A 19,780-nucleotide genomic window follows, 5' to 3' on the forward strand; every position below is an offset into this window, starting at 1 on the left:
CATGAAGATTCAAGACATCAAGGTGCTGTCCGACGACCAGCTTGCCGATGAACTCGCCAAGCAAAAGAAGTCGCAGTTCAACATGCGCTTCCAGAAGGCCACGGGTCAGCTCGAAAACACGGCCGAGGTGCGCAAGGTTCGCCGCACCATCGCCAAGATCAAGACGGTTCAGAGCCAGAAGGCCGCGACCAAAGCCAAGGCTTGAGGAGATAATTCATGCCCAAGCGCGTCCTGCAAGGCGTCGTCGTCTCTGACAAGAACGACAAGACGATTGTGGTGAAGGTGGAGCGTCGCTTCACCCATCCGCTGCTGAAGAAGACGGTGCGTCGCACCAAGAACTACCATGCTCATGACGAGAGCAACGGCCACAAGGTCGGTGATGTCGTGTGGATCGAAGAAGGCCGCCCGATGTCGAAGCTGAAGCGCTGGGTCGTCGTCGACCAGGCGGCGGAAGCAGCCAAGGCCTGATCGTCTGGCAGGGCAGGGAGGCGTTCCAGCGCCTTCGAGCCGACACGGTAAAAATAAAAGCCGGCGGAAGCCGGCTTTGTGCTTGTGATTGGCCGAAGGAATCGCTAGAAGACCGGCTTTCCTGGAGCGTTGGCGAAAGGGGTGGAGCTCTCCACCGCCTTGGCCGCGCTTTCGTGCTTGTTAATGATTTGCCGGCCGCGAGGCTGGCGAAGTGGGCTCAAAGCCGAGCAGGCAGCGAGCTTCACGGCGGTTGGGTTTCGACCCTGCTGCCAAACCCGAGGTTGGGCCGGGTCCGCTGCGTGCGGATACCAGCCTGCGAAGAATAAGAGGGTACGTCATGATTCAGATGCAATCGAATCTCGACGTCGCGGACAATTCTGGTGCCCGACGCGTGATGTGCATCAAGGTTTTGGGCGGCTCGAAGCGGAAATATGCTTCCGTCGGCGACGTCATTGTCGTTTCGATCAAGGAAGCCATTCCGCGCGGGCGCGTCAAGAAGGGCGATGTGATGAAGGCCGTGGTCGTGCGTACGGCCAAGGACATCCGTCGTGCCGACGGTTCGGTGATCCGCTTCGACCGCAACGCGGCCGTGCTGATCAACAATCAGAAAGAGCCGATCGGCACCCGCATCTTCGGGCCGGTTCCGCGCGAGCTGCGCGCCAAGAACCACATGAAGATCATCTCTCTGGCTCCGGAGGTGTTGTAACATGGCCGCCAAGATCAAGAAGGGCGACAAGGTCGTCGTCATGACCGGCCGGTCCAAGGGCCGTGTCGGTGAAGTGATCCAGGTTTTCCCGGAAGAGAACCGCGCGATCATCCGCGGCGTGAACGTCGTGCGTCGCCATCAGCGCCAGACGGCGAGCCAGGAAGGCGGCGTGATCTCGAAGGAAGCGCCGATCCACCTGTCGAACGTCGCCATTGCCGATCCCAAGGATGGCAAGCCGACCCGCGTCGGTTTCAAGGTTCTCGATGGCGGCAAGAAGGTTCGCGTCGCCAAGCGTTCGGGAGAGCAGATCGATGGCTAAGTCCCCAGCCACCGCCGAGACCGCGAATGGCGATGCCTATTCGCCGCGTCTGAAGGCCTATTACAATGACGTGGTTCGTCCCGAGCTGATCAAGCAGTTCGGCTACAAGAACCCGATGGAAGTCCCCACGATCACCAAGATCGTGCTGAACATGGGCGTGGGCGAAGCCACCGCCGACACCAAGAAGGTCACCGTTGCGGCTGCCGATCTCGCTTTGATCGCGGGTCAGAAGCCGGTGATCACGCGGGCTCGCAAGGCGATCTCGCAGTTCAAGGTGCGTGAGAACATGCCGATCGGCGCGAAGGTCACCCTTCGCAAGACCCGCATGTATGAGTTCTTCGATCGCCTGGTGACGATCGCGCTGCCGCGCGTGCGTGACTTCCGTGGCCTCAACCCGAAGAGCTTCGATGGCCGTGGCAACTATGCCATGGGCTTCAAGGAGCACATCGTGTTCCCCGAGATCAACTACGACAAGGTCGATCAGGTTTGGGGTATGGACATCGTCGTCTGCACCACGGCCAAGACCGATGAAGAAGCGCGTGCGCTTCTGAAGTTGATGAACTTCCCCTTCCGGCAGTGAGGCGGTTGATCCGCCCTCAAACGCGGAACGTTGGAGACCTACATGGCTAAGAAAAGTTCGATTGAGAAGAACAAGCGTCGCGAGAAGCTCGCCAAGCAGTATGCTGGCCGGCGCTCCCGCTTGAAGGCCATCGCGAACGATGAGTCGTTGTCGATGGAAGAGCGCTTCACCGCTCGTCTGAAGCTCTCGGAACTGCCGCGCAACTCCGCCAAGGAGCGCGTGCGCAACCGTTGCGAAGTGACCGGCCGTCCGCGCGCCGTTTACCGCAAGCTGAAGATGTCGCGTATTGCTTTGCGCGAACTCGGTTCCAGGGGGCTGGTTCCCGGCCTCGTGAAGTCGAGCTGGTGAGGAGATATCGTCATGGCGATCAATGATCCTGTCGGCGATATGCTGACCCGTATCCGTAACGCGCAGATGCGCCGCAAGACCAGCGTGACCACGCCTGGTTCCGGCCAGCGTGCTCGCGTTCTCGATGTGCTGCAGGCGGAAGGCTATATCCGCACCTACACCGTTACCGATTTCGGCAACGGCCGCAGCGAGTTCGAGATTCAGTTGAAATATTATGATGGCGCACCGGTGATCCGCGAGATCGCCCGCGTCTCTAAGCCCGGCCGCCGCGTCTATGTGTCCGTCAAGGACATTCCGCGCGTCGCCAACGGACTGGGCGTGTCCATCGTTTCGACCCCGCGTGGTGTCATGGCCGATCATCAGGCTCGTGAATCCAACGTCGGTGGCGAAGTGATCTGCACCGTGTTCTGAGCCGGGGGAGAGTTAGAATGTCTCGTATCGGTAAGAAGCCGGTTGCTGTTCCTGCTGGCGTCACCGCCAGCCTGGACGGTCAGACCGTCAAGGCCAAGGGCCCCAAGGGCGAACTTTTCTTCACCATCCCCGACCTCATCTCGGTCGAGTTCAAGGACGGTGCGTTCAAGGTCGACCCGAAGGACGATTCCAAGGCCGCTCGCTCCCAGTGGGGCATGTCGCGCACCATGGTGTCCAACATCCTGGTCGGCGTGACGCAGGGCTTCGAGAAGCGTCTCGAAATCAACGGCGTCGGCTACAAGGCCGCCGTTGCCGGCAAGGTCGTCAAGCTGTCGCTCGGCTATTCGCACGACGTCGATTATCCGATCCCGGAAGGCATCACCGTGGTGACGCCCAAGCCGACGGAAATCGTCGTGTCGGGTATCGACAAGCAGAAGGTCGGCCAGGTCGCGGCTGAGATCCGCGAATATCGTGGTCCCGAACCCTATAAGGGCAAGGGCGTCAAGTATGCTGGCGAATTCATCTTCCGCAAGGAAGGCAAGAAGAAGTAACGGAGCCAATCCATGGCAAATGCAAGGCAAGCTCTTGAGCGCCGCAAGGCGCGTGTCCGCCGGCAGCTGCGCTCGGTGGCGAACGGACGGCCGCGCCTCTCGGTTTTCCGCTCTTCCAAGCACATCTACGCTCAGGTCATCGACGATGCGAACGGCAATACGCTGGTTTCCGCATCGACCCTCGAAAAGGACCTGCGCGGCAGCTTGAAGACGGGCGCCGACATCGAGGCCGCGAAGGTAATCGGCAAGCTCCTTGGCGAGCGTGCGGTTGCCAAGGGCGTCAAGGACGTCTTTTTCGATCGCGGCGGCTACATCTTCCACGGGCGCGTCAAGGCGCTCGCTGATGCGGCCCGCGAAAGCGGCCTCAACTTCTAAGGAACGGATTCTATGGCTCGTGAACGTGAACGTGATCGTCAGCGCGAAGAGCGCGACAGCGAGTTCGTGGACCGCCTTGTCCACATCAACCGCGTTGCCAAGGTGGTGAAGGGCGGCAAGCGCTTCGGTTTTGCGGCGCTCGTCGTCGTCGGTGACCAGAAGGGCCGTGTCGGCTACGGCCATGGCAAGGCTCGCGAAGTGCCGGAAGCCATCCGCAAGGCGACCGACCAGGCCAAGCGTGGTCTGGTGCGCGTGTCGCTGCGCGAGGGCCGCACCCTGCATCATGACGTCAATGGTCGTCATGGCGCCGGCAAGGTCATCCTGCGCGCCGCTCCGGCCGGTACCGGCATCATCGCCGGTGGCCCGATGCGCGCCGTGTTCGAATCGCTCGGCATGCATGACGTCGTCGCCAAGTCGCTGGGGTCGTCCAACCCCTACAACCTGGTGCGCGCCACTTTCGACGCCCTGAAGCATGAGGACAGCCCGCGTTCGGTCGCGGCGCGCCGCAGCCTCAAGGTGTCGCAGATCCAGAGCCGCCGTCAGGGCATCGACGCCGAGTCGACGGACTGATCGGAGGGGATGAGCAATGGCTAAGACCAAGACCGTTACGGTCGAGCAGATCGGTAGCCCGATCCGCCGTACCTCGGACCAGCGCGCGACCCTCGTCGGCCTGGGCCTCAACAAGATCCGCCGCAGGAGCACGCTGGAAGATACGCCGGCCGTGCGTGGCATGATCGCCAAGCTCGGCCACCTCGTCCGCGTGGTCGAGGCCGAGTAAGGAGACGCGACGATGAAACTCAACGATCTTCGCGACAATGAAGGCGCTACCAAGGCTCGTATCCGCGTCGGACGCGGTATCGGCTCTGGCAAGGGCAAGACCGGCGGCCGTGGCGTCAAGGGTCAGACCTCGCGCACCGGCGTCGCCATCAAGGGCTTCGAAGGTGGTCAGATGCCGCTGCATCGCCGCCTGCCCAAGCGTGGCTTCAACAACATCTTCGCCCTGGACTTCGCCGAGGTGAACCTCGACCGTATCCAGGTCGCCGTCGACGCCGGCAAGCTCGACGCCAAGGCTCCGGTCACCGCCGAAGCCCTGGTGCAGGCTGGCGTGATCCGTCGCGTCCTGGATGGCGTTCGCCTGCTCGGCCGCGGCGAGATCAAGGCCAAGCTCGCCTTCGAGGTCGCCGGTGCGACCAAGAGCGCCGTGGCCGCGGTCGAAAAGGCCGGTGGTTCCGTCAAGGTGCTGAAGGCTGTGGCAAAGGCGGAAGCCTGATCCTATATGAGAGCGGCTCGCCTCGTCTGGCGGGCCGCACCTTTTTTGGCGCGCTTTCGACACGGCGGAGCACCACATGGCATCGGCGGCGGAGCAGCTTGCTGCGAGCATCAATTGGAGTTCGTTCTCCAAGGCTGACGAACTCAAGAAGCGTATCTGGTTTACGCTTGGTGCGTTGGTCATCTATCGGCTGGGAACCTATATCCCGCTGCCCGGAATCAATCCCGAAGCCTATAAGTCTGCCTTCGACGGCCAGGCCGGCGGTATTCTCGGCCTCTTCAACATGTTCTCGGGCGGCGCCGTTTCGCGCATGGCGATCTTTGCGCTCGCCATCATGCCCTATATCTCCGCCTCGATCATCATCCAGCTTTTGACGACGGTGGTGCCCCAGCTCGAGGCCCTCAAGAAAGAGGGTGAGCAGGGCCGCAAGATCATGAACCAGTATACGCGCTACCTCACGGTGGTGCTGGCGACTGCGCAGGCCTGGGGCATTGCCATCGGGCTCGAAGGCGGGCAGGGGGGCATCGTGCTCGCGCCCGGACTGTTCTTCAAGATTTCGACCACGATCACGCTGGTCGGCGGCACCATGTTCCTGCTGTGGCTGGGCGAGCAGATCACCTCGCGCGGCATTGGCAACGGTACCTCTTTGATCATCCAGGCAGGTATCGTCGCCGAGTTCCCCGCGCATCTGGGGCAGATGCTCGACCTGGCGCGGACCGGCGGCATGTCGCCGGTGACGCTGCTGGTCTCGGTCGCCGTCGCCGTTGCCGTCGTGCTGGCCATCGTCTTCTTCGAGCGCGCGCAGCGTCGTCTGCTGATTCAGTATCCCAAGCGCCAGGTCGGCAACCGGCTCTATGAGGGCCAGTCCTCGCATCTGCCGCTGAAGCTGAACACCTCGGGCGTGATTCCGCCGATCTTCGCTTCGTCGCTGCTGTTGCTGCCGACCACGGCTGCTGCCTTCGTGGCGCAGGGCAACCCCAATTCCTGGCTGGCGAATGTCTCGATCTACCTGAACCACGGCAAGCCGCTGTTCATGGTGCTCTACGCCCTGTTGATCGTGTTCTTCTGCTTCTTCTATACGGCCATCGTGTTCAATCCGACCGAGACGGCCGACAATCTCAAGAAGCATGGCGGCTTCATTCCGGGCATCCGTCCGGGCGAGAACACCGCCAAGTTCATCGACTATGTGCTAACGCGCATCACCGTGGTCGGTGCGATTTATATCGCCCTGGTTTGCATGGTCCCGGAAATTCAGAATTATATGGTTCCCTCGATTCCCTTCGTGCTGGGCGGTACGTCGCTGCTCATCACGGTGAGCGTCTCGATGGACACGCTGGCCCAGGTTCATGGCCATCTGCTTGCCCATCAGTATGAAGGGCTGGTACGCAAGACCAAGCTGAGGGGGAGCCGTCGCTGATGAAGCTCATTCTGCTGGGACCGCCGGGGGCGGGCAAGGGGACCCAGGCTGTCAGGCTGGCGGAGAAGCACGGTATTCCGCAGCTCTCGACGGGTGACATGCTGCGTGCGGCCGTGCAGGCCGGTACGCCGGTCGGGTTGAAGGCCAAGGCCGTCATGGATTCCGGTGGGCTGGTTTCGGACGACATCGTCGTCGGTATTGTCGCCGATCGCATCGAGGAAAAGGATGCGGCCAATGGCTTCATCCTCGACGGTTTCCCGCGCACCGTGGCACAGGCTTCCGCCCTCGACCGGATGCTGGCGGAGAAGGGCCTGCGCCTTGACGCCGTGATCGAGTTCGTCGTCGACGAATCCGTGCTGCTGTCGCGCATCGAGAAGCGCGCCGCCGATACGGTTGCCCGCGGCGAGAAGGTGCGGCCGGACGACAATGCGGAAGCTTTCAAGACCCGTCTTGAAGCCTACCGCGCCCAGACGGCACCGCTGTCTGACTATTATCGCAAGAGCGGCGATCTTCGCCCCATCGACGCGATGAAGTCGATCGACGAGGTCACTCGCGAGATCGACACCACACTGGCGGCGGTCTCGGTCTGATTCGCCACCCGCATACGCCGTGAGGCGATATGCATGAAGTTTGTCTTTACGAGTTGACGTCTTCGCAGAGAATCTCTAGAAGACGGCTCTCACGTCAAAGACGCGCGGGTCGATCGCTCGGTCAGAGCGAACGGCTCGTTTTTGCGCTGCCGGTTCGCCGGCGATGATTGAACTGATATTCGGCCCTACGCCGGATCAAAGATTTGGAGACCGGAACGTGGCCCGCATCGCTGGTGTCAACATTCCCACTGCCAAGCGTGTCGAAATCGCGCTGCAATATATCCACGGCATTGGCCCCGCCAAAGCCAAGGAGATCGTTGCCAAGGTCGGCATTGCGCCTGAGCGCCGTGTCCACCAGCTGTCGGACCAGGAAGTCCTGCAGATCCGCGAAACTATCGACCGCGATTACATCGTGGAAGGTGATCTTCGTCGCGACGTCGCGATGAACATCAAGCGTCTGATGGATCTGGGCTGCTATCGCGGTCTGCGCCATCGTCGCAGCTTGCCCGTTCGTGGCCAGCGCACGCATACCAATGCCCGTACCCGCAAGGGCAAGGCAAAGCCGATCGCCGGCAAGAAGAAGTAATTCGTTTTCATTCAATCCCGAGCGCCTGGTACCACGGGCGCGCTTGAAGGATCCATACTATGGCAAAAGAAGCCACTGGTCGCGTTCGCCGTCGCGAGCGTAAGAATATCGTTTCTGGCGTTGCTCACGTCAATTCGAGCTTCAACAACACCATGATCACCATCACCGACGCCCAGGGCAACACCATTGCCTGGTCCTCGTCGGGCACGATGGGTTTCAAGGGGTCGCGTAAGTCGACCCCCTATGCCGCGCAGATGGCTGCTGAAGACGCCGGCCGCAAGGCCAGCGAGCATGGCATGCGTACGCTGGAAGTTGAAGTTTCTGGTCCGGGTTCGGGTCGTGAATCGGCTCTGCGCGCCTTGCAGGCGTCGGGCTTCACGATCACGTCGATCCGCGACGTGACGCCAATTCCGCATAATGGTTGCCGCCCGCGTAAGCGTCGTCGCGTCTAATTCCGCGATTTGAGATGGCCCGGCCGCTATTCGAGCGTGCCGGGCTTGTTGGCCGCACCGAGACCGATTGAAGGGTGTCGTCGTGATTCAGAAGAACTGGCAGGAACTTATCAAGCCCCAAAAGCTCGAAGTGACTCCGGGAGAAGATCCGAAGAGCCAGGCAACCGCCGTTGCCGAGCCGCTGGAGCGTGGCTTTGGCGTGACTTTGGGCAATGCGCTGCGCCGCGTTTTGCTGTCGTCCCTGCAGGGCGCGGCCGTGACGTCGGTGCATATCGATGGCGTGTTGCACGAGTTCTCGTCGATCCCCGGCGTGCGTGAGGACGTGACCGATATCGTCCTCAACATCAAGGAAATTGCCGTCAAGATGGCGGCTGAGGGACCCAAGCGGATCGTGCTGAAGAAGCAGGGTCCGGGACAGGTCTTCGCTGGCGACATCCAGACCACTGGCGACATCCAGATCCTCAATCCCGAGCACGTGCTGTGCACGCTGGACGAGGGTGCCGAGATCCGCATGGAGTTCACGGTCAACACCGGCAAGGGCTATGTGGCGGCTGACCGCAACCGGCCCGAGGATGCTCCGATCGGTCTCATTCCGGTCGACAGCCTCTATTCGCCGGTCAAGAAGGTGGCTTTCAAGGTGGAGAACACCCGTGAAGGCCAGATCCTCGACTATGACAAGTTGACGCTGACGGTCGAGACCAATGGCTCGATCACCCCGGAAGACGCGTTGGCCTTCGCGGCCCGCATCATCCAGGACCAGCTCGAAGTCTTCGTCAACTTCGAGGAGCCGAAGAAGGAATCCGAGGCCCCGGCCATTCCGGAGCTCGCCTTCAACCCGGCGCTGCTCAAGAAGGTGGACGAACTGGAGCTGTCGGTCCGTTCGGCAAACTGCCTGAAGAACGACAACATCGTCTATATTGGCGATCTGATCCAGAAGACGGAAGCGGAAATGCTCCGTACGCCGAACTTCGGCCGCAAGTCCTTGAACGAGATCAAGGAAGTGCTGGCTCAGATGGGTCTTCATCTGGGCATGGAAGTGCCCGGCTGGCCGCCGGAAAACATCGAAGAGCTCGCCAAGCGCTTCGAAGAACATTATTGATCTGGCGCATCGCGCTGCCAAACTTGAAGGAACAGGGCAATGCGTCACGGCAAGGCTCACCGCAAATTCAACCGTACCGCCGAACATCGCAAGGCGATGTTCGAGAACATGGCGGCTTCGCTCATCAAGCATGAGCAGATCGTCACCACGCTTCCCAAGGCCAAGGACCTGCGTCCGATCGTCGAGAAGCTGGTTACCCTCGGCAAGCGTGGCGACCTGCATGCCCGCCGCCAGGCCATTGCGACGCTTCAGGACGAGACCATCGTCCGGAAGCTCTTCGACGTGCTGGCGACCCGCTACAAGGACCGCCAGGGTGGCTACACCCGCGTGCTGAAGGCCGGCTTCCGCCATGGCGATTCCGCGCCGATCGGCGTGATCGAGTTCGTCGATCGCGACGTGTCGGCCAAGGGCCAGGACTCCGGTCCGGTCGCCGAGGACCAGGCCGAAGCGGCCTGATTGCTTACGCGAGCGTAACGTAATTCGAGAAGGGCGGTGCGCAAGCGCCGCCCTTTTTGCTTGGAGCGCGGACTTCCCAGCAACATGCCTGCATGTTGCGATGTCCGCTCTTTTCTGACAGCGCATGGTTTCCAAGAGCGGACTGGAAGTCCGCGCTCCCAAGGACCACATTTGCACCATTGGCTTTGGGCATGATCTGGTCCAGAAGGGTCTGCGAAACCGATCAAGCCGTACCATTCGGAGTTCATTCATGCGTCGACTGTCCTATGCCGCTTTCGTGCTTCTGGCGGGCCTCGTGCCGGCGCAAGCCCAGGATAGCGTCGTTCCCGAAAGCGCGGCACAGGTGAAGCTGTCCTTCGCCCCGGTCGTGAAGAGTGTCACGGCGGCGGTGGTCAACGTCTATGCCCAGCATGTGGAGAAGGCGCAGGCCAATCCGATGTTCAACGATCCCTTCTTCCGCCAATTCTTCGGCGGCGGAGCGGCGCCGCGCGAGCGGGTGGAGCGCTCGCTCGGCTCGGGCGTGATCGTCGCCAAGGACGGCATGATCGTCACCAATTATCACGTGATCGCCAATGCCACGCAGGTCCGTGTCGCCCTGTCCGACAAGCGGGAATTCGATGCGGACATCATCCTCAAGGACCAGCGCGCCGACCTCGCCGTGCTCCGCCTCAAGGGGGTGAAGGGTGACCTCGCCACCCTCGATTTCGCCGATTCCGACAAGGTGCAGGTGGGAGATCTGGTGCTCGCCGTCGGCGACCCCTTCGGTGTCGGCCAGACCGTGACTTCAGGCATCGTGTCGGCGCTGGCGCGCAGCCAGGTCGGCCAGTCGGACTTCCAGTCCTTCATCCAGACCGATGCCGCCATCAATCCGGGTAATTCCGGTGGCGCGCTGGTCGATCTCAACGGCAAGCTGGTGGGCATCAACACGGCGATCGTCTCGCGTTCGGGCGGCAATATCGGCATCGGCTTTGCAATCCCCGCCGCCATGGTCAAGGTGGTGGTGGCCTCTGCGCAGGCCGGTTCCGACCGGGTCTTGCGCCCCTGGATCGGCGCCAGCATGCAGAGCGTTTCGTCCGAGATCGCCGAGTCGCTATCGATGGAGCGGCCGAGCGGCGCCCTGGTGACCGAGGTCGCCAAGAACGGGCCGGCAGCCGAGGGGGGTCTGCAGACCGGCGATGTCGTGCTGGCCGTCGACGGCGCTGCCGTTTCCGATCCCGACGAGTTTGGCTATCGCTTCGCGACCAAGCCCCTGGGGGGCGAGGCGCAGCTCGATGTGTTGCGCAAGGGCGAGCGGCTGAAGGTTTCGGTCAAGCTTGCGGCTGCGCCCGAGACCACGCCGCGGGACGAGACCGTGCTGCAGGGCCGCTCGCCGCTCAGCGGCGCCACGGTCGCCAATCTCTCGCCGGCCATGGCTGAGACCCTGGGCATGCCGCTCGACACCAACGGCGTGGTGGTCACCAATGTCGAGGACGACAGCGCCGCGGCCAATTTCGGCTTTCAGAAGAAGGACGTGATCCAGGTCATCAACGGCCAGAAGGTCGATGATGCCAAGGCGTTGGACGCCTTGGTGCAGGAACCGCGACGGTTGTGGCGCATCACCATCGTCAGGGATGGCCAGCAAATCTCGACGATCCTGGGGGGATGATGTCGGACCTGTTTGCGGCAGCGGGACTGGAGAAGGGCGCGCCACGGCCGCTGGCCGACAGGATGCGCCCCAAGCACCTCTCCGAGGTGGCGGGGCAGGATCATCTCGTCGGTGCCGAGGGCGCGCTTACGCGTCTGCTGGCATCGGGCTCGGTCGGCAGCCTGATCTTCTGGGGCCCGCCCGGCACCGGCAAGACCACGGTGGCACGCCTGCTGGCCGGCGAGACCGATCTCGCCTTCGAACAGATCTCGGCGATCTTCACCGGCGTCGCCGACCTGAAGAAGGTTTTCGAGGCGGCGCGCTCGCGGCGCATGATGGGGCGCGGCACGCTGCTTTTCGTCGACGAGATCCATCGCTTCAACCGGGCCCAGCAGGATGGCTTCCTGCCGGTGATGGAGGACGGCACCGTGACGCTGGTGGGCGCCACTACCGAAAACCCATCCTTCGAGCTCAACGCGGCCTTGCTGTCGCGGGCCCGGGTGATGGTGTTCAATGCCCTGGATGAGGCGGCGATCTTGAGTCTCCTCGCCCATGCCGAGGAAGTCGAGGGCAGGAAGCTGCCTCTCGACGAGGAGGCGAGGGCGGTGCTGGTGCGCATGGCCGACGGCGACGGCAGGGCCAGCTTGACCCTGGCCGAGGAAGCCTGGCGCGCGGCCAAGCCCGGCGAGGTCTTCACAGCGGCCAAGCTGCAGCAGGTGCTGCAGCGCCGGGCCCCGATCTATGACAAGTCGGCCGATGGCCACTACAATCTGATCTCGGCCCTGCACAAATCGGTGCGCGGTTCCGATCCCGACGCGGCGCTCTATTATCTCGCGCGCATGTTCGATGCCGGCGAGGATCCGCTGTTCATTGCGCGGCGGGTGGTGCGCATGGCGGTGGAGGATATCGGCCTCGCCGATCCGCAGGCCCTCGTGGTCGCCAATGCCGCCAAGGATGCCTACGACTTTCTCGGCAGCCCGGAGGGCGAACTCGCCATCGCCCAGGCCGTGATCTATGTGGCGACGGCCCCGAAGTCGAATGCCGCCTACAATGCCTACAAGGCGGCAACGCGCCTTGCCAAGGAGGGGGGCTCGCTGATGCCACCCAAGATTATCCTCAACGCGCCGACCAAGCTGATGCAGGCCGAGAGCTACGGCCAGGGCTATCGCTACGACCATGACGAGCCCGAAGCCTTTTCGGGCCAGAACTATTTCCCGGATGCTTTGGGGCGGCGCCAGTTCTACGAGCCGGTCGAGCGCGGCTTCGAGCGCGAGATCCGCAAGCGGCTGGAGTATTGGGACAAGATCCGGCGGGAGCGGGGGGAAGGCTAGCCTTCCTGGGCCGCAGGCGCCCCGCCGGCACCTTCCTCTCCTCAACACGCGACGTTTCCAAGGGCAGGCGAGACACCTGCGATCCCGGATCGGTCGCTCAGTCTGCCAATTCTGCTACTTCCTCTTCACCTTCATAGAGGTGTTGCGCTTCAAGCAAGGCTTCGTCGAGTCGTCGGCCGGCCAGATAACCTGCCAGGCCGGCGCCCTTTGCCATGCCCGGCAGCAGGCGCGGGCAGGCCTCGCTGGCGCCGATCACCGTCTGGACAGGGAAGACGCCGGCCCAGACCGGATGGCCGTAATCCTCCTCGTCGTCACCGACGCCGGCGGCGCGCACCTTGGCCGAGGCCTCCTCGATGCGCATGCCGATCACCGTGGTTGCTTTCGATTCCTGCGCATGGGTCTGGCGCAGTTCCGCAGCTCGGCCGGGAAAAAAGCGATCGACCACACCGAGCAGCGCCTTCGCCTTCTCATCCGGATCGTCGATCATGCGGGCGGTGCCGAAGCAGATCGCCGAGCGGTAATTGGCCGAATGATTGAAGCCGCTGCGTGCGAGCACCAAGCCGTCGAGATGCGAGACCGTCAGGCAGACCGGCGTACCGCCTTTGAGATTGCGCAGCATGCGGCTGGCCGAGGAGCCGTGCCAATAGAGCCAATCGCCCGCGCGCCAGTGAATGGTGGGGGTGCAATAGGGCTGCCCATCGATGACATAGGCGACATGGCACAGGAGACCGGCATCGAGCACGGCATAGACGGCCTCATGATCATAACGGCCACGATCGTGCCGCCGCTTCAATCGATTGCGCCCGGTGACGGCGAAACGCTCCTTTGTTGCTTCCTGTTCTTTCATGGTGCCTTGCTTTCAACGATGAACATGCGCAGGGTGCGTCATCGTATTGGTTCAGGAAAGATCCAATTTGGCTAAAAAAATTCGAACCAATTTGCCGGATTGGTCGACCCTGATGCCCGTCTTGCCGGGGCGGGGCCCGCGCAGGCGCGAGCTCTATATTGCCATGCGTAGACTAATCGAGACCGGACTGGCACGACCGGGCGCCAAGCTGCCGACGACGCGTGACCTCGCCAAGCGCCTCGGCCTGTCGCGAGCCGCTGCCGTTGCCGCCTTCGAGATGCTCGTTGCCGACGGCTTCGTCGAGGCACGCATCGGAGCGGGTACCTTCGTGGCGGCACAGGTACCGAAAGTCTCGGAGCGAGCTGCCAGCCAGCCTGGGCAGGTTTCAGCCTCGCCGGCCCTGCCTTGCGAACTGGGCGTGGCCAGCATCGACGGCAAGACCATGCGTGTCTTTCGCGGCTTGCTCTCGCGAAATCTCGCCCAGCCGGGACCGGAACATTTTCGCTATGGTGATCCGCGCGGCGGGAACAAGTTGCGGGAAGCCATTGCGGCCTATCTGCGGGCGGCGCGGGGCGTGCGTTGCGATGCCGAGCAGATCGTCGTCACCACCGGCACCATGCATGGGCTCGATCTCGTCGTGCGCACCGTTTTCAAGCCGGGTGACGTCGCCTGGATCGAGGATCCGTGCTATCCGCTGGCCAGGGCCACGCTGGAAGCCGCGGGCGCCAAGCTGATTGGCGTGCCCGTCGACGGGGAGGGGATCGACGCCGCCGGAGGCGAGAATCTCGGGGGCGGCGGGCGGCTCGTCTACGTCACACCCTCGCATCAGTTTCCGCTCGGCGTCACCATGACCATGCGCCGCCGCCTGGCTCTGATCGACTGGGCTGATCGCAACGATGCCTGGATCATCGAAGACGACTATGACAGCGAATTCCGCTTCTCGGGCCCGCCGCTCACCGCCTTGCAGGGTATGGATGGCGCCGGTCGGGTCGTCTATCTCGGCACGTTCTCCAAGGTCCTGTTCCCGGGCATCCGTATCGGCTATGCGGTGCTGCCGGAGGCCTTGCTCGACAGGGTGCTGCGCCTGAGGACCCTGTCCGACAGGCAGCCACCTAGCCTCGTGCAGGGGGCCGCGGCCGATTTCCTCAACGATGGCCATTTCGCAGCCCATCTGCGCCGGGCCCGGCGGCGCGTGCAGGCCGCGCGGGACGAGTTCGTTACGGCACTCCGCGATCACTGCGATGGTATGCTCGACTTTGCCGTGCCGGAGCATGGGCTTCATCTGGTGGCGGCTTTGGCTGCTTCGGCCGGTGATCGCGATCTGGTCCGCAGCCTGCTTGCCGAAGGCGTCGGGGCGCGGGCCTTGTCGCCGATGTATGTGGATGCGCCGGCTCGTCAGGGCCTCGTGCTCGGCTTCTCGGGATTTGAGCCGGACGTCCTGACGAGTGCCGCGAGGCGCATTGGCGATGTGCTGGGCGACGTCCTCAAGGCCGGTGCGCCGATCCGTTCATAGACGATCGGGCTCTTGCCCCGCCTGCGGCAAGCCATCAGCAATCTCGTAATAGTCGCCCTTCTGATTCACGCAGATATGCTTGATCAGTTTGAGGCCGGTCGGTTCGTTGAGCGTTCCCGCCGCAATGGAGATGTGGTCGCTGCCCTTGCCGTCCCAGAAGATCTGGGCGCCGCATTTGGAGCAGAAACCGCGACGCGCCGTCGGCGATGATCGATACCAGCGCAGCTTGTTGGTCGGCGCGATTTCGAGATCGGCAGGGTCACAGGCCGCATAGGCCCCGAAATGGCTGTGCAGCCGCCGGCACAGGATGCAGTGGCAAGCCCAGACGTCACGCACGGCGCCACGGATGGTATAGCGCACCGATCCGCACAGGCAGCCGCCTGTCGCTCGTATGGGACGTTCCTGGCTCGTCGGCATCGTCAACTTTCCTTTGGTGTCGCTCGTCGTCAGACCTGAGGCGGCAGGGGCGCGCTATTCTCAACACCTGCTTTGCGGATCTCGCCCGCCCTCCTGGGGCAAGCCATCGGCAAGTTCGTAATAATCGCCCTTCTGGTTCACGCAGACATGCTTGACCAGCCTGAGCCTTGTGGGTTCGTCAATGCTCGAAGCCATGATGGAAACATGACTGCGTCCGCTGCCGAACGAAAAAAGCTGCGCTCCACATTTGGAGCAGAAGCCGCGCCGGGCCATTGGCGACGCGCGATGCCAGCGCAGCCGCGTGGAAGGCAGGATCTCAAGATCGGCGGCATCGCAGGCCGTATAGGCGCAGCAATGGCCGTGTAGACGCCGGCATATCAGACAATGGCAGGCCTTCACGTCCGCCAGCGCGCCGCGCACGACATACCGTATCGACCCGCACAGGCAGCCGCCGCTGGCGCGTATCGCCCTGTCGTCGCTTTGCTTCATTGCAGCCTCCTTGAAAATTCAAAAAATAGGACTACATTTCTGGAACTATGGTTCTATTCAGGAGGCGACCATGTTTGGCTGGATCAAGGACATTCTCGGAGATTTGCTTGCGGAGCGCCAGCGCCGTGCCAATATCGAGTACTTCGATGGGCTGAGTGACCGGGTATTGCGGGATATTGGTATCGAGAGAAGCGATATTGAAAAAATTTTCGACCGGGCCGATCCTTTCTGGCAAAGACGGCGGCGTTCTCTCGCCGATTCCTGGACGGTCCTGAAGCATTTTGGAGGCGCACGAAAACACAATGGCGCTGGCGGATATGGCGTTTGACGATGCGGCGCGGTGCTTGGCTGAGCTCGGCCACCCGCACAGGCTTCAGATTTTCCAGCTGCTGATCAAGGCTGGGGATGATGGCCTTGCCGTCGGCGACATCCAGAGGGAACTCGGTATTCCCAAATCGACCCTGGCCCATCATATCGCGCAATTATTGGCCGTGGGCCTGATGACGCAAGAGCGGCAGGGCCGGGTACAGCGCTGCCGCATCGCCGCCGGTAAGGCCAGCGCCTTCGTGAATTTCTTCGTGGCCGATTGCTGTGAAGGATTGCCGGGCATCGAGGGCCTGGAAGCCGGAGCCTAGCTGCACTGCGGCTCACCCGGGTATCGTTCAGCTTTGCTGGCTTGGCACGGCAATCCAGCGCTTGGCCGGTTGCACAGGGGCTCCTGGATAGCCGGATCGAGTTCGGTCACGGCAGGTCGGAACCTTTCTCCCGCGGGTGCCGGACGCAATGGGACGATGTCCTAATCCGGCGCCAACTGGCAATTGGGGCCAACCCACTTGTTGATCGACGTGTCGAGTTCGGCGTCCATGTTGGCGGCGCTGCAGACGGGATAACGCTCATCGCCCTGTCGGCGCATACTTAGGTCTCTGTAGCGCTGAACGACGGTATCGTGATCCGGGGGCTGGTCGCGCTGTTGCCGCAGCGACAGTTGCATCATGCAATTGGCGAAAGCATCCGTACCTTCTTGAAAGCCAAACCCTGCGCATTGGGCCCTGTGTTTTGATGTCTGACCAGCATTTCCTTGGTTAGTCGTGCTGCCGAGCGCGAATGCAGCAAGCGCCAACAGCGGAAGACATGTCACAATGCGCATTCGGTACATTCTTTCATCAAATCATCTTTTGAAAAGGGATTGTGCCAATGCGCGCCATATTTAGCAACGACATGCGCGGCGCCGTTCCGGTCCGCTGCCCATGCAAGTCGGCCCGGCCGCACGTTCGGCTGGCAAGCAACGCACCTTTGGGCGATTTCCGGCAGACAGCGGCGCTGCGCTGCTTTATAGGGACGCGATCCCTTAATCGCGTGTCGGAACCTTGATGTCCTTTCTGGTCGAAACCCGTATCGTCACCGCCGATGAGGACGGCATGCGTCTCGACCGCTGGTTCAAGACGCATTTCCCGGACCTCGCTTTCGGTCATTTGCAGAAATTGCTGCGCTCCGGCCAGATCCGGGTCGATGGCGCGCGCGCGAAGACCAATGACCGCCTCGCCAAGGATCAGTCCATCCGGGTACCGCCGCTGCCGCGTTCCGATCCGGCGATCACCAGCGTCAAGCGCTCGGCGCAGAGCCAGAAGGACGCCGATTTCATCCGCTCCCTGATCCTGCACGAGGACAGGGACGTGCTGGTGATCAACAAGCCGCATGGCCTGTCCGTGCAGGGCGGCTCCGGCACCGAGCGTCATGTCGACGGCATGCTGGCCGCCCTGGCCGGGCCGGATGGCGAAAAGCCTCGCCTGGTCCATCGCCTCGATCGCGACACCTCCGGCGTGCTTGTGCTGGCCAAGACGCGCAAGGCGGCCTCCGATCTCGGCGCCATCTTCCGCACCCGCTCGGCCCGCAAGATCTATTGGGCGCTGGTCAAGGGCGTGCCCGCACCCAAGCAGGGCCGCATCTCCTTGTTCCTGTCCAAGCAGCTCGGCATGGACGGGGAGAAGGTGCGCGTGATGAAGCATGGCGACGAGGAGGCCGTGCATTCGATCACCTATTATTCGCTGGTCGACCGGGCCGCCAATTCGGTGTCCTGGCTCTCGCTCAAGCCGGTGACCGGCCGCACGCATCAGCTGCGCGCGCACACCGCCCATATCGGCCATCCCATTATTGGCGACCCGAAATATGGGGAAGCCATGGAGAACGTGCCGGAGGAACTGCCGAAGAAGCTGCACCTCCATGCGCGCCGCATCACGCTGCCGCATCCGCGCGGCGGCACGCTTGACGTCACTGCGCCCCTGCCGCCGCATATGAAGCAGAGCTTCGAGATTCTGGGCTTCGATACATCGGCCTATGATCCCATCGTCGACGCTCCGGAGGATTGAGACGTGAAACTTGTCCTGTTCGACGTCGACGGCACGCTGCTCGACAGCCAGCATCTGATCCATGCCTGCCTGGTCGAGACCTTCGAGGGCATGGGGCGCCCGCCGCTGCCGCGTGCGGAGATGCTCAGCATCGTCGGGCTCTCGCTGGTGCCGGCAATCCAGCGCCTGTTCGGCGACGACACCAGTGCCGACGACATCGAAAAGGCTGCCGGCTTCTATCGCGAAGCCTTCCTCGCCCGCGTCAACGATCCTGCCTTCGCGCCGCCGCTGTTTCCGGGCGCGGCGGAGGCGGTGGCCGAGCTGCGCCGGCGCGACGACGTGATCCTGGGCCTGGCCACCGGCAAGTCACGGCGCGGCGTCGACCGCATTCTCGAGAGCTTTGGCTGGGAAGGGCTGTTTGCCACCATCCAGACTGCCGATACCGCGCCCTCCAAGCCCCATCCAGGCATGATCGTGCAGGGGGCTGGCGAGGTAGGTCTGCGTCCCGAGGATGCCATCATGATCGGCGATACCAGCTTCGACATCCTGATGGGCCGCAGCGCCGGCGCGCGCACCATCGGCGTTTCCTGGGGCAATCACCCGGTTTCCGACCTCACCGAGGCGGGAGCGGACCATATCATCGACGACTTCGGCCAATTGCTGCCGCTGGTCGAAGCTTTCAAGGTGGCCGAGCCGCAATGAGCGATCGTGATTTTTACGGCGACTGGTTCCGCGATGGCGCCACGCCCGATCCCATGCATGCCGCCCAGAAGGGCATGAAGCCCGAACTGCCCAAGCGCTTCTACAGCGAGGCGAACGTGGTCGAGCAGGACGGGCAGCATGCCGTGGCGCTCGATGGGCGCGTCGCCCGCACGCCCGCCAAGTCCCTGCTGGCCTTTTCCAAGCCTGAAATGGCCGCGGCGGCCGCAGCGGAGTGGAACGGGCAGGGGAGCCATATCGACCCCTTCTCCATGCCGATCACCCGCATCGCCAATTCCGCCATCGACGGTGTGCGCACCTCGCGGCAGGCCGTGATCGACGAGATCTCCAAATATGGCGGCTCGGATCTCCTATGTTATCGGGTGGATCAACCAGAGGAATTGGTTCGTCGCCAGAACGAGGCCTGGGATCCCGTGCTGGCCTGGGCGGCCGACCGTCTGGGCGCGAGGCTCATCGTCACGCATGGCATCCAGCACAAGCAGCAGCCTCCGGAAGCGTTGGCAGCCATTGCCAAGGCTGTTGCCTGTTATGATGAATTCGGGTTGGCCAGTCTCCATGCCATAACCACGCTGACCGGTTCTGTCATTCTGGCGCTGGCAGTGGCCGAAGGCTATCTGGAGCCCGAGGCCGCCTGGGCCGCGGCCCATGTCGACGAAGACTATCAGGCCCAGCTCTGGGGCCAGGACGAAGAGGCGCAACAGCGTCGAGCCTGGCGCTGGCGCGAAATGGAAGCCGCCTCGCGCCTGCTGGCATTGGGACGGTAATCCTGGGACCGCCGGCATCCTGCCGGCTCAGACCGCTGACAAACCCCGCCATTTTTGGCGGGGTTATTTTATGTGCCTGCTGCAAAGGTTTGAGTTATCGAC

The 19,780-nt window shown here is 62.8% G+C and carries 30 protein-coding genes; 26 read left to right on the plus strand and 4 right to left on the minus strand.

The genetic code is table 11. The features are described from left to right. Position 1 precedes the first annotated feature (1 nt). The 20 genes from rpmC to ABXS05_RS25165 all read left to right on the plus strand — a co-directional run bounded on the left by rpmC (position 2) and on the right by ABXS05_RS25165 (position 12,583). Positions 2 to 205: a 50S ribosomal protein L29 gene (rpmC, locus tag ABXS05_RS25070; RefSeq protein WP_068292078.1), complete on the plus strand. Its 204-nt coding sequence runs from the start codon at positions 2 to 4 to the stop codon at positions 203 to 205. Positions 206 to 216: 11 nt separating this feature from the next. Further along, positions 217 to 468, plus strand: coding sequence for a 30S ribosomal protein S17 (gene rpsQ / locus ABXS05_RS25075; protein WP_105862627.1), 252 nt, complete (start codon positions 217 to 219; stop codon positions 466 to 468). A 337-nt stretch (positions 469 to 805) separates the two neighbouring features. Next, entirely contained in the window at positions 806 to 1,174 is a 369-nt protein-coding gene (gene rplN / locus ABXS05_RS25080; protein ID WP_311934483.1) for a 50S ribosomal protein L14, read from the plus strand. Between the two features lies 1 nt (position 1,175). After that, positions 1,176 to 1,493, plus strand: coding sequence for a 50S ribosomal protein L24 (rplX, locus tag ABXS05_RS25085; RefSeq protein WP_149254718.1), 318 nt, complete (start codon positions 1,176 to 1,178; stop codon positions 1,491 to 1,493). Beyond that, complete coding sequence (gene rplE, locus ABXS05_RS25090; RefSeq protein WP_311934452.1) at positions 1,486 to 2,073, plus strand: 50S ribosomal protein L5; 588 nt, start codon at positions 1,486 to 1,488, stop codon at positions 2,071 to 2,073. The genes rplX and rplE overlap by 8 nt, the downstream gene beginning before the upstream one ends. A 42-nt stretch (positions 2,074 to 2,115) precedes the next feature. Continuing rightward, positions 2,116 to 2,421 carry a 30S ribosomal protein S14 gene (rpsN, locus tag ABXS05_RS25095; RefSeq protein WP_311934453.1) on the plus strand — a complete coding sequence of 102 codons (306 nt, stop codon included), beginning with the start codon at positions 2,116 to 2,118 and terminating at the stop codon, positions 2,419 to 2,421. 12 nt (positions 2,422 to 2,433) lie between these two features. Beyond that, a complete protein-coding gene (gene rpsH, locus ABXS05_RS25100) occupies positions 2,434 to 2,832 on the plus strand; it encodes a 30S ribosomal protein S8 (protein WP_311934454.1) in 399 nt (132 codons plus the stop codon). A 17-nt stretch (positions 2,833 to 2,849) separates the two neighbouring features. Next, positions 2,850 to 3,383, plus strand: coding sequence for a 50S ribosomal protein L6 (gene rplF / locus ABXS05_RS25105; protein WP_311934455.1), 534 nt, complete (start codon positions 2,850 to 2,852; stop codon positions 3,381 to 3,383). Positions 3,384 to 3,395: 12 nt separating this feature from the next. Further along, the gene (gene rplR, locus ABXS05_RS25110; RefSeq protein WP_149254721.1) at positions 3,396 to 3,758 is read left to right on the plus strand and encodes a 50S ribosomal protein L18; all 363 of its coding nucleotides are present in this window, start codon (positions 3,396 to 3,398) and stop codon (positions 3,756 to 3,758) included. Positions 3,759 to 3,770: 12 nt separating this feature from the next. After that, a complete protein-coding gene (rpsE, locus tag ABXS05_RS25115; protein ID WP_068292104.1) occupies positions 3,771 to 4,328 on the plus strand; it encodes a 30S ribosomal protein S5 in 558 nt (185 codons plus the stop codon). A gap of 16 nt (positions 4,329 to 4,344) precedes the next feature. Next, positions 4,345 to 4,536, plus strand: a complete 192-nt coding sequence (gene rpmD, locus ABXS05_RS25120; RefSeq protein ID WP_311934456.1) for a 50S ribosomal protein L30 — start codon at positions 4,345 to 4,347, stop codon at positions 4,534 to 4,536. 12 nt (positions 4,537 to 4,548) lie between these two features. Further along, the gene (gene rplO / locus ABXS05_RS25125) at positions 4,549 to 5,028 is read left to right on the plus strand and encodes a 50S ribosomal protein L15 (RefSeq protein ID WP_068292112.1); all 480 of its coding nucleotides are present in this window, start codon (positions 4,549 to 4,551) and stop codon (positions 5,026 to 5,028) included. 76 nt (positions 5,029 to 5,104) lie between these two features. Then, on the plus strand, positions 5,105 to 6,445 hold the full coding sequence (secY, locus tag ABXS05_RS25130) for a preprotein translocase subunit SecY (protein WP_068292114.1): 1,341 nt from the start codon (positions 5,105 to 5,107) through the stop codon (positions 6,443 to 6,445). Next, positions 6,445 to 7,035 carry an adenylate kinase gene (locus tag ABXS05_RS25135; protein WP_311934457.1) on the plus strand — a complete coding sequence of 197 codons (591 nt, stop codon included), beginning with the start codon at positions 6,445 to 6,447 and terminating at the stop codon, positions 7,033 to 7,035. Before secY ends, ABXS05_RS25135 begins: the two co-directional genes overlap by 1 nt. Positions 7,036 to 7,252: 217 nt before the next feature. Next, positions 7,253 to 7,621: a 30S ribosomal protein S13 gene (gene rpsM / locus ABXS05_RS25140; RefSeq protein ID WP_068292123.1), complete on the plus strand. Its 369-nt coding sequence runs from the start codon at positions 7,253 to 7,255 to the stop codon at positions 7,619 to 7,621. A 59-nt stretch (positions 7,622 to 7,680) separates the two neighbouring features. Then, the gene (gene rpsK, locus ABXS05_RS25145; RefSeq protein WP_105862638.1) at positions 7,681 to 8,073 is read left to right on the plus strand and encodes a 30S ribosomal protein S11; all 393 of its coding nucleotides are present in this window, start codon (positions 7,681 to 7,683) and stop codon (positions 8,071 to 8,073) included. A gap of 67 nt (positions 8,074 to 8,140) precedes the next feature. Beyond that, positions 8,141 to 9,172, plus strand: a complete 1,032-nt coding sequence (locus ABXS05_RS25150) for a DNA-directed RNA polymerase subunit alpha (protein WP_209430830.1) — start codon at positions 8,141 to 8,143, stop codon at positions 9,170 to 9,172. Between the two features lie 39 nt (positions 9,173 to 9,211). After that, positions 9,212 to 9,628: a 50S ribosomal protein L17 gene (gene rplQ, locus ABXS05_RS25155; protein ID WP_068292128.1), complete on the plus strand. Its 417-nt coding sequence runs from the start codon at positions 9,212 to 9,214 to the stop codon at positions 9,626 to 9,628. Between the two features lie 250 nt (positions 9,629 to 9,878). Next, positions 9,879 to 11,273: a Do family serine endopeptidase gene (locus ABXS05_RS25160; protein WP_311934458.1), complete on the plus strand. Its 1,395-nt coding sequence runs from the start codon at positions 9,879 to 9,881 to the stop codon at positions 11,271 to 11,273. After that, complete coding sequence (locus ABXS05_RS25165; protein ID WP_367625743.1) at positions 11,273 to 12,583, plus strand: replication-associated recombination protein A; 1,311 nt, start codon at positions 11,273 to 11,275, stop codon at positions 12,581 to 12,583. The genes ABXS05_RS25160 and ABXS05_RS25165 overlap by 1 nt, the downstream gene beginning before the upstream one ends. Positions 12,584 to 12,680: 97 nt before the next feature. Here ABXS05_RS25165 and ABXS05_RS25170 read toward each other — a convergent pair whose 3' ends face one another. Beyond that, positions 12,681 to 13,430, minus strand: coding sequence for a pyridoxamine 5'-phosphate oxidase family protein (locus tag ABXS05_RS25170; protein ID WP_367625744.1), 750 nt, complete (start codon positions 13,428 to 13,430; stop codon positions 12,681 to 12,683). Positions 13,431 to 13,542: 112 nt separating this feature from the next. Here ABXS05_RS25170 and pdxR point away from each other — a divergent pair, with 112 nt between their 5' ends. Beyond that, positions 13,543 to 14,943 carry a MocR-like pyridoxine biosynthesis transcription factor PdxR gene (gene pdxR, locus ABXS05_RS25175; RefSeq protein WP_367625745.1) on the plus strand — a complete coding sequence of 467 codons (1,401 nt, stop codon included), beginning with the start codon at positions 13,543 to 13,545 and terminating at the stop codon, positions 14,941 to 14,943. Here the strand turns inward: pdxR and ABXS05_RS25180 are convergent. Both ABXS05_RS25180 and ABXS05_RS25185 read right to left on the minus strand, forming a co-directional pair. Further along, complete coding sequence (locus tag ABXS05_RS25180; RefSeq protein WP_311934464.1) at positions 14,938 to 15,360, minus strand: GFA family protein; 423 nt, start codon at positions 15,358 to 15,360, stop codon at positions 14,938 to 14,940. The genes pdxR and ABXS05_RS25180 overlap by 6 nt on opposite strands. Before the next feature lie 60 nt (positions 15,361 to 15,420). Next, the gene (locus ABXS05_RS25185) at positions 15,421 to 15,849 is read right to left on the minus strand and encodes a GFA family protein (RefSeq protein ID WP_367625746.1); all 429 of its coding nucleotides are present in this window, start codon (positions 15,847 to 15,849) and stop codon (positions 15,421 to 15,423) included. 70 nt (positions 15,850 to 15,919) lie between these two features. On the opposite strand from ABXS05_RS25185, the gene ABXS05_RS25190 reads away from it, so the two are divergent. Further along, entirely contained in the window at positions 15,920 to 16,177 is a 258-nt protein-coding gene (locus ABXS05_RS25190) for a YjiS-like domain-containing protein (protein ID WP_311934466.1), read from the plus strand. A 16-nt stretch (positions 16,178 to 16,193) separates the two neighbouring features. Continuing rightward, a complete protein-coding gene (locus ABXS05_RS25195; protein ID WP_367625747.1) occupies positions 16,194 to 16,484 on the plus strand; it encodes an ArsR/SmtB family transcription factor in 291 nt (96 codons plus the stop codon). Between the two features lie 161 nt (positions 16,485 to 16,645). On the opposite strand, the gene ABXS05_RS25200 is transcribed toward ABXS05_RS25195, so the two are convergent. Continuing rightward, a complete protein-coding gene (locus ABXS05_RS25200) occupies positions 16,646 to 16,996 on the minus strand; it encodes a hypothetical protein (protein ID WP_367625748.1) in 351 nt (116 codons plus the stop codon). 223 nt (positions 16,997 to 17,219) lie between these two features. Between ABXS05_RS25200 and ABXS05_RS25205 the strand changes: the two genes are divergently transcribed. Genes ABXS05_RS25205 through ABXS05_RS25215 form a run of 3 tightly spaced genes read left to right on the plus strand, consistent with a single transcriptional unit; the run spans position 17,220 to position 19,678 of the window. Continuing rightward, positions 17,220 to 18,215, plus strand: a complete 996-nt coding sequence (locus ABXS05_RS25205; RefSeq protein WP_367625749.1) for an RluA family pseudouridine synthase — start codon at positions 17,220 to 17,222, stop codon at positions 18,213 to 18,215. A 3-nt stretch (positions 18,216 to 18,218) separates the two neighbouring features. Continuing rightward, positions 18,219 to 18,896: an HAD-IA family hydrolase gene (locus ABXS05_RS25210; protein WP_367625750.1), complete on the plus strand. Its 678-nt coding sequence runs from the start codon at positions 18,219 to 18,221 to the stop codon at positions 18,894 to 18,896. Continuing rightward, a complete protein-coding gene (locus ABXS05_RS25215) occupies positions 18,893 to 19,678 on the plus strand; it encodes an ATP12 family chaperone protein (protein ID WP_311934471.1) in 786 nt (261 codons plus the stop codon). The genes ABXS05_RS25210 and ABXS05_RS25215 overlap by 4 nt, the downstream gene beginning before the upstream one ends. Positions 19,679 to 19,780 lie beyond the last annotated feature (102 nt).

The organism is Labrys neptuniae (assembly GCF_040797145.1).
GTDB classification, from domain to species: Bacteria; Pseudomonadota; Alphaproteobacteria; order Rhizobiales; family Labraceae; genus Labrys; species Labrys neptuniae.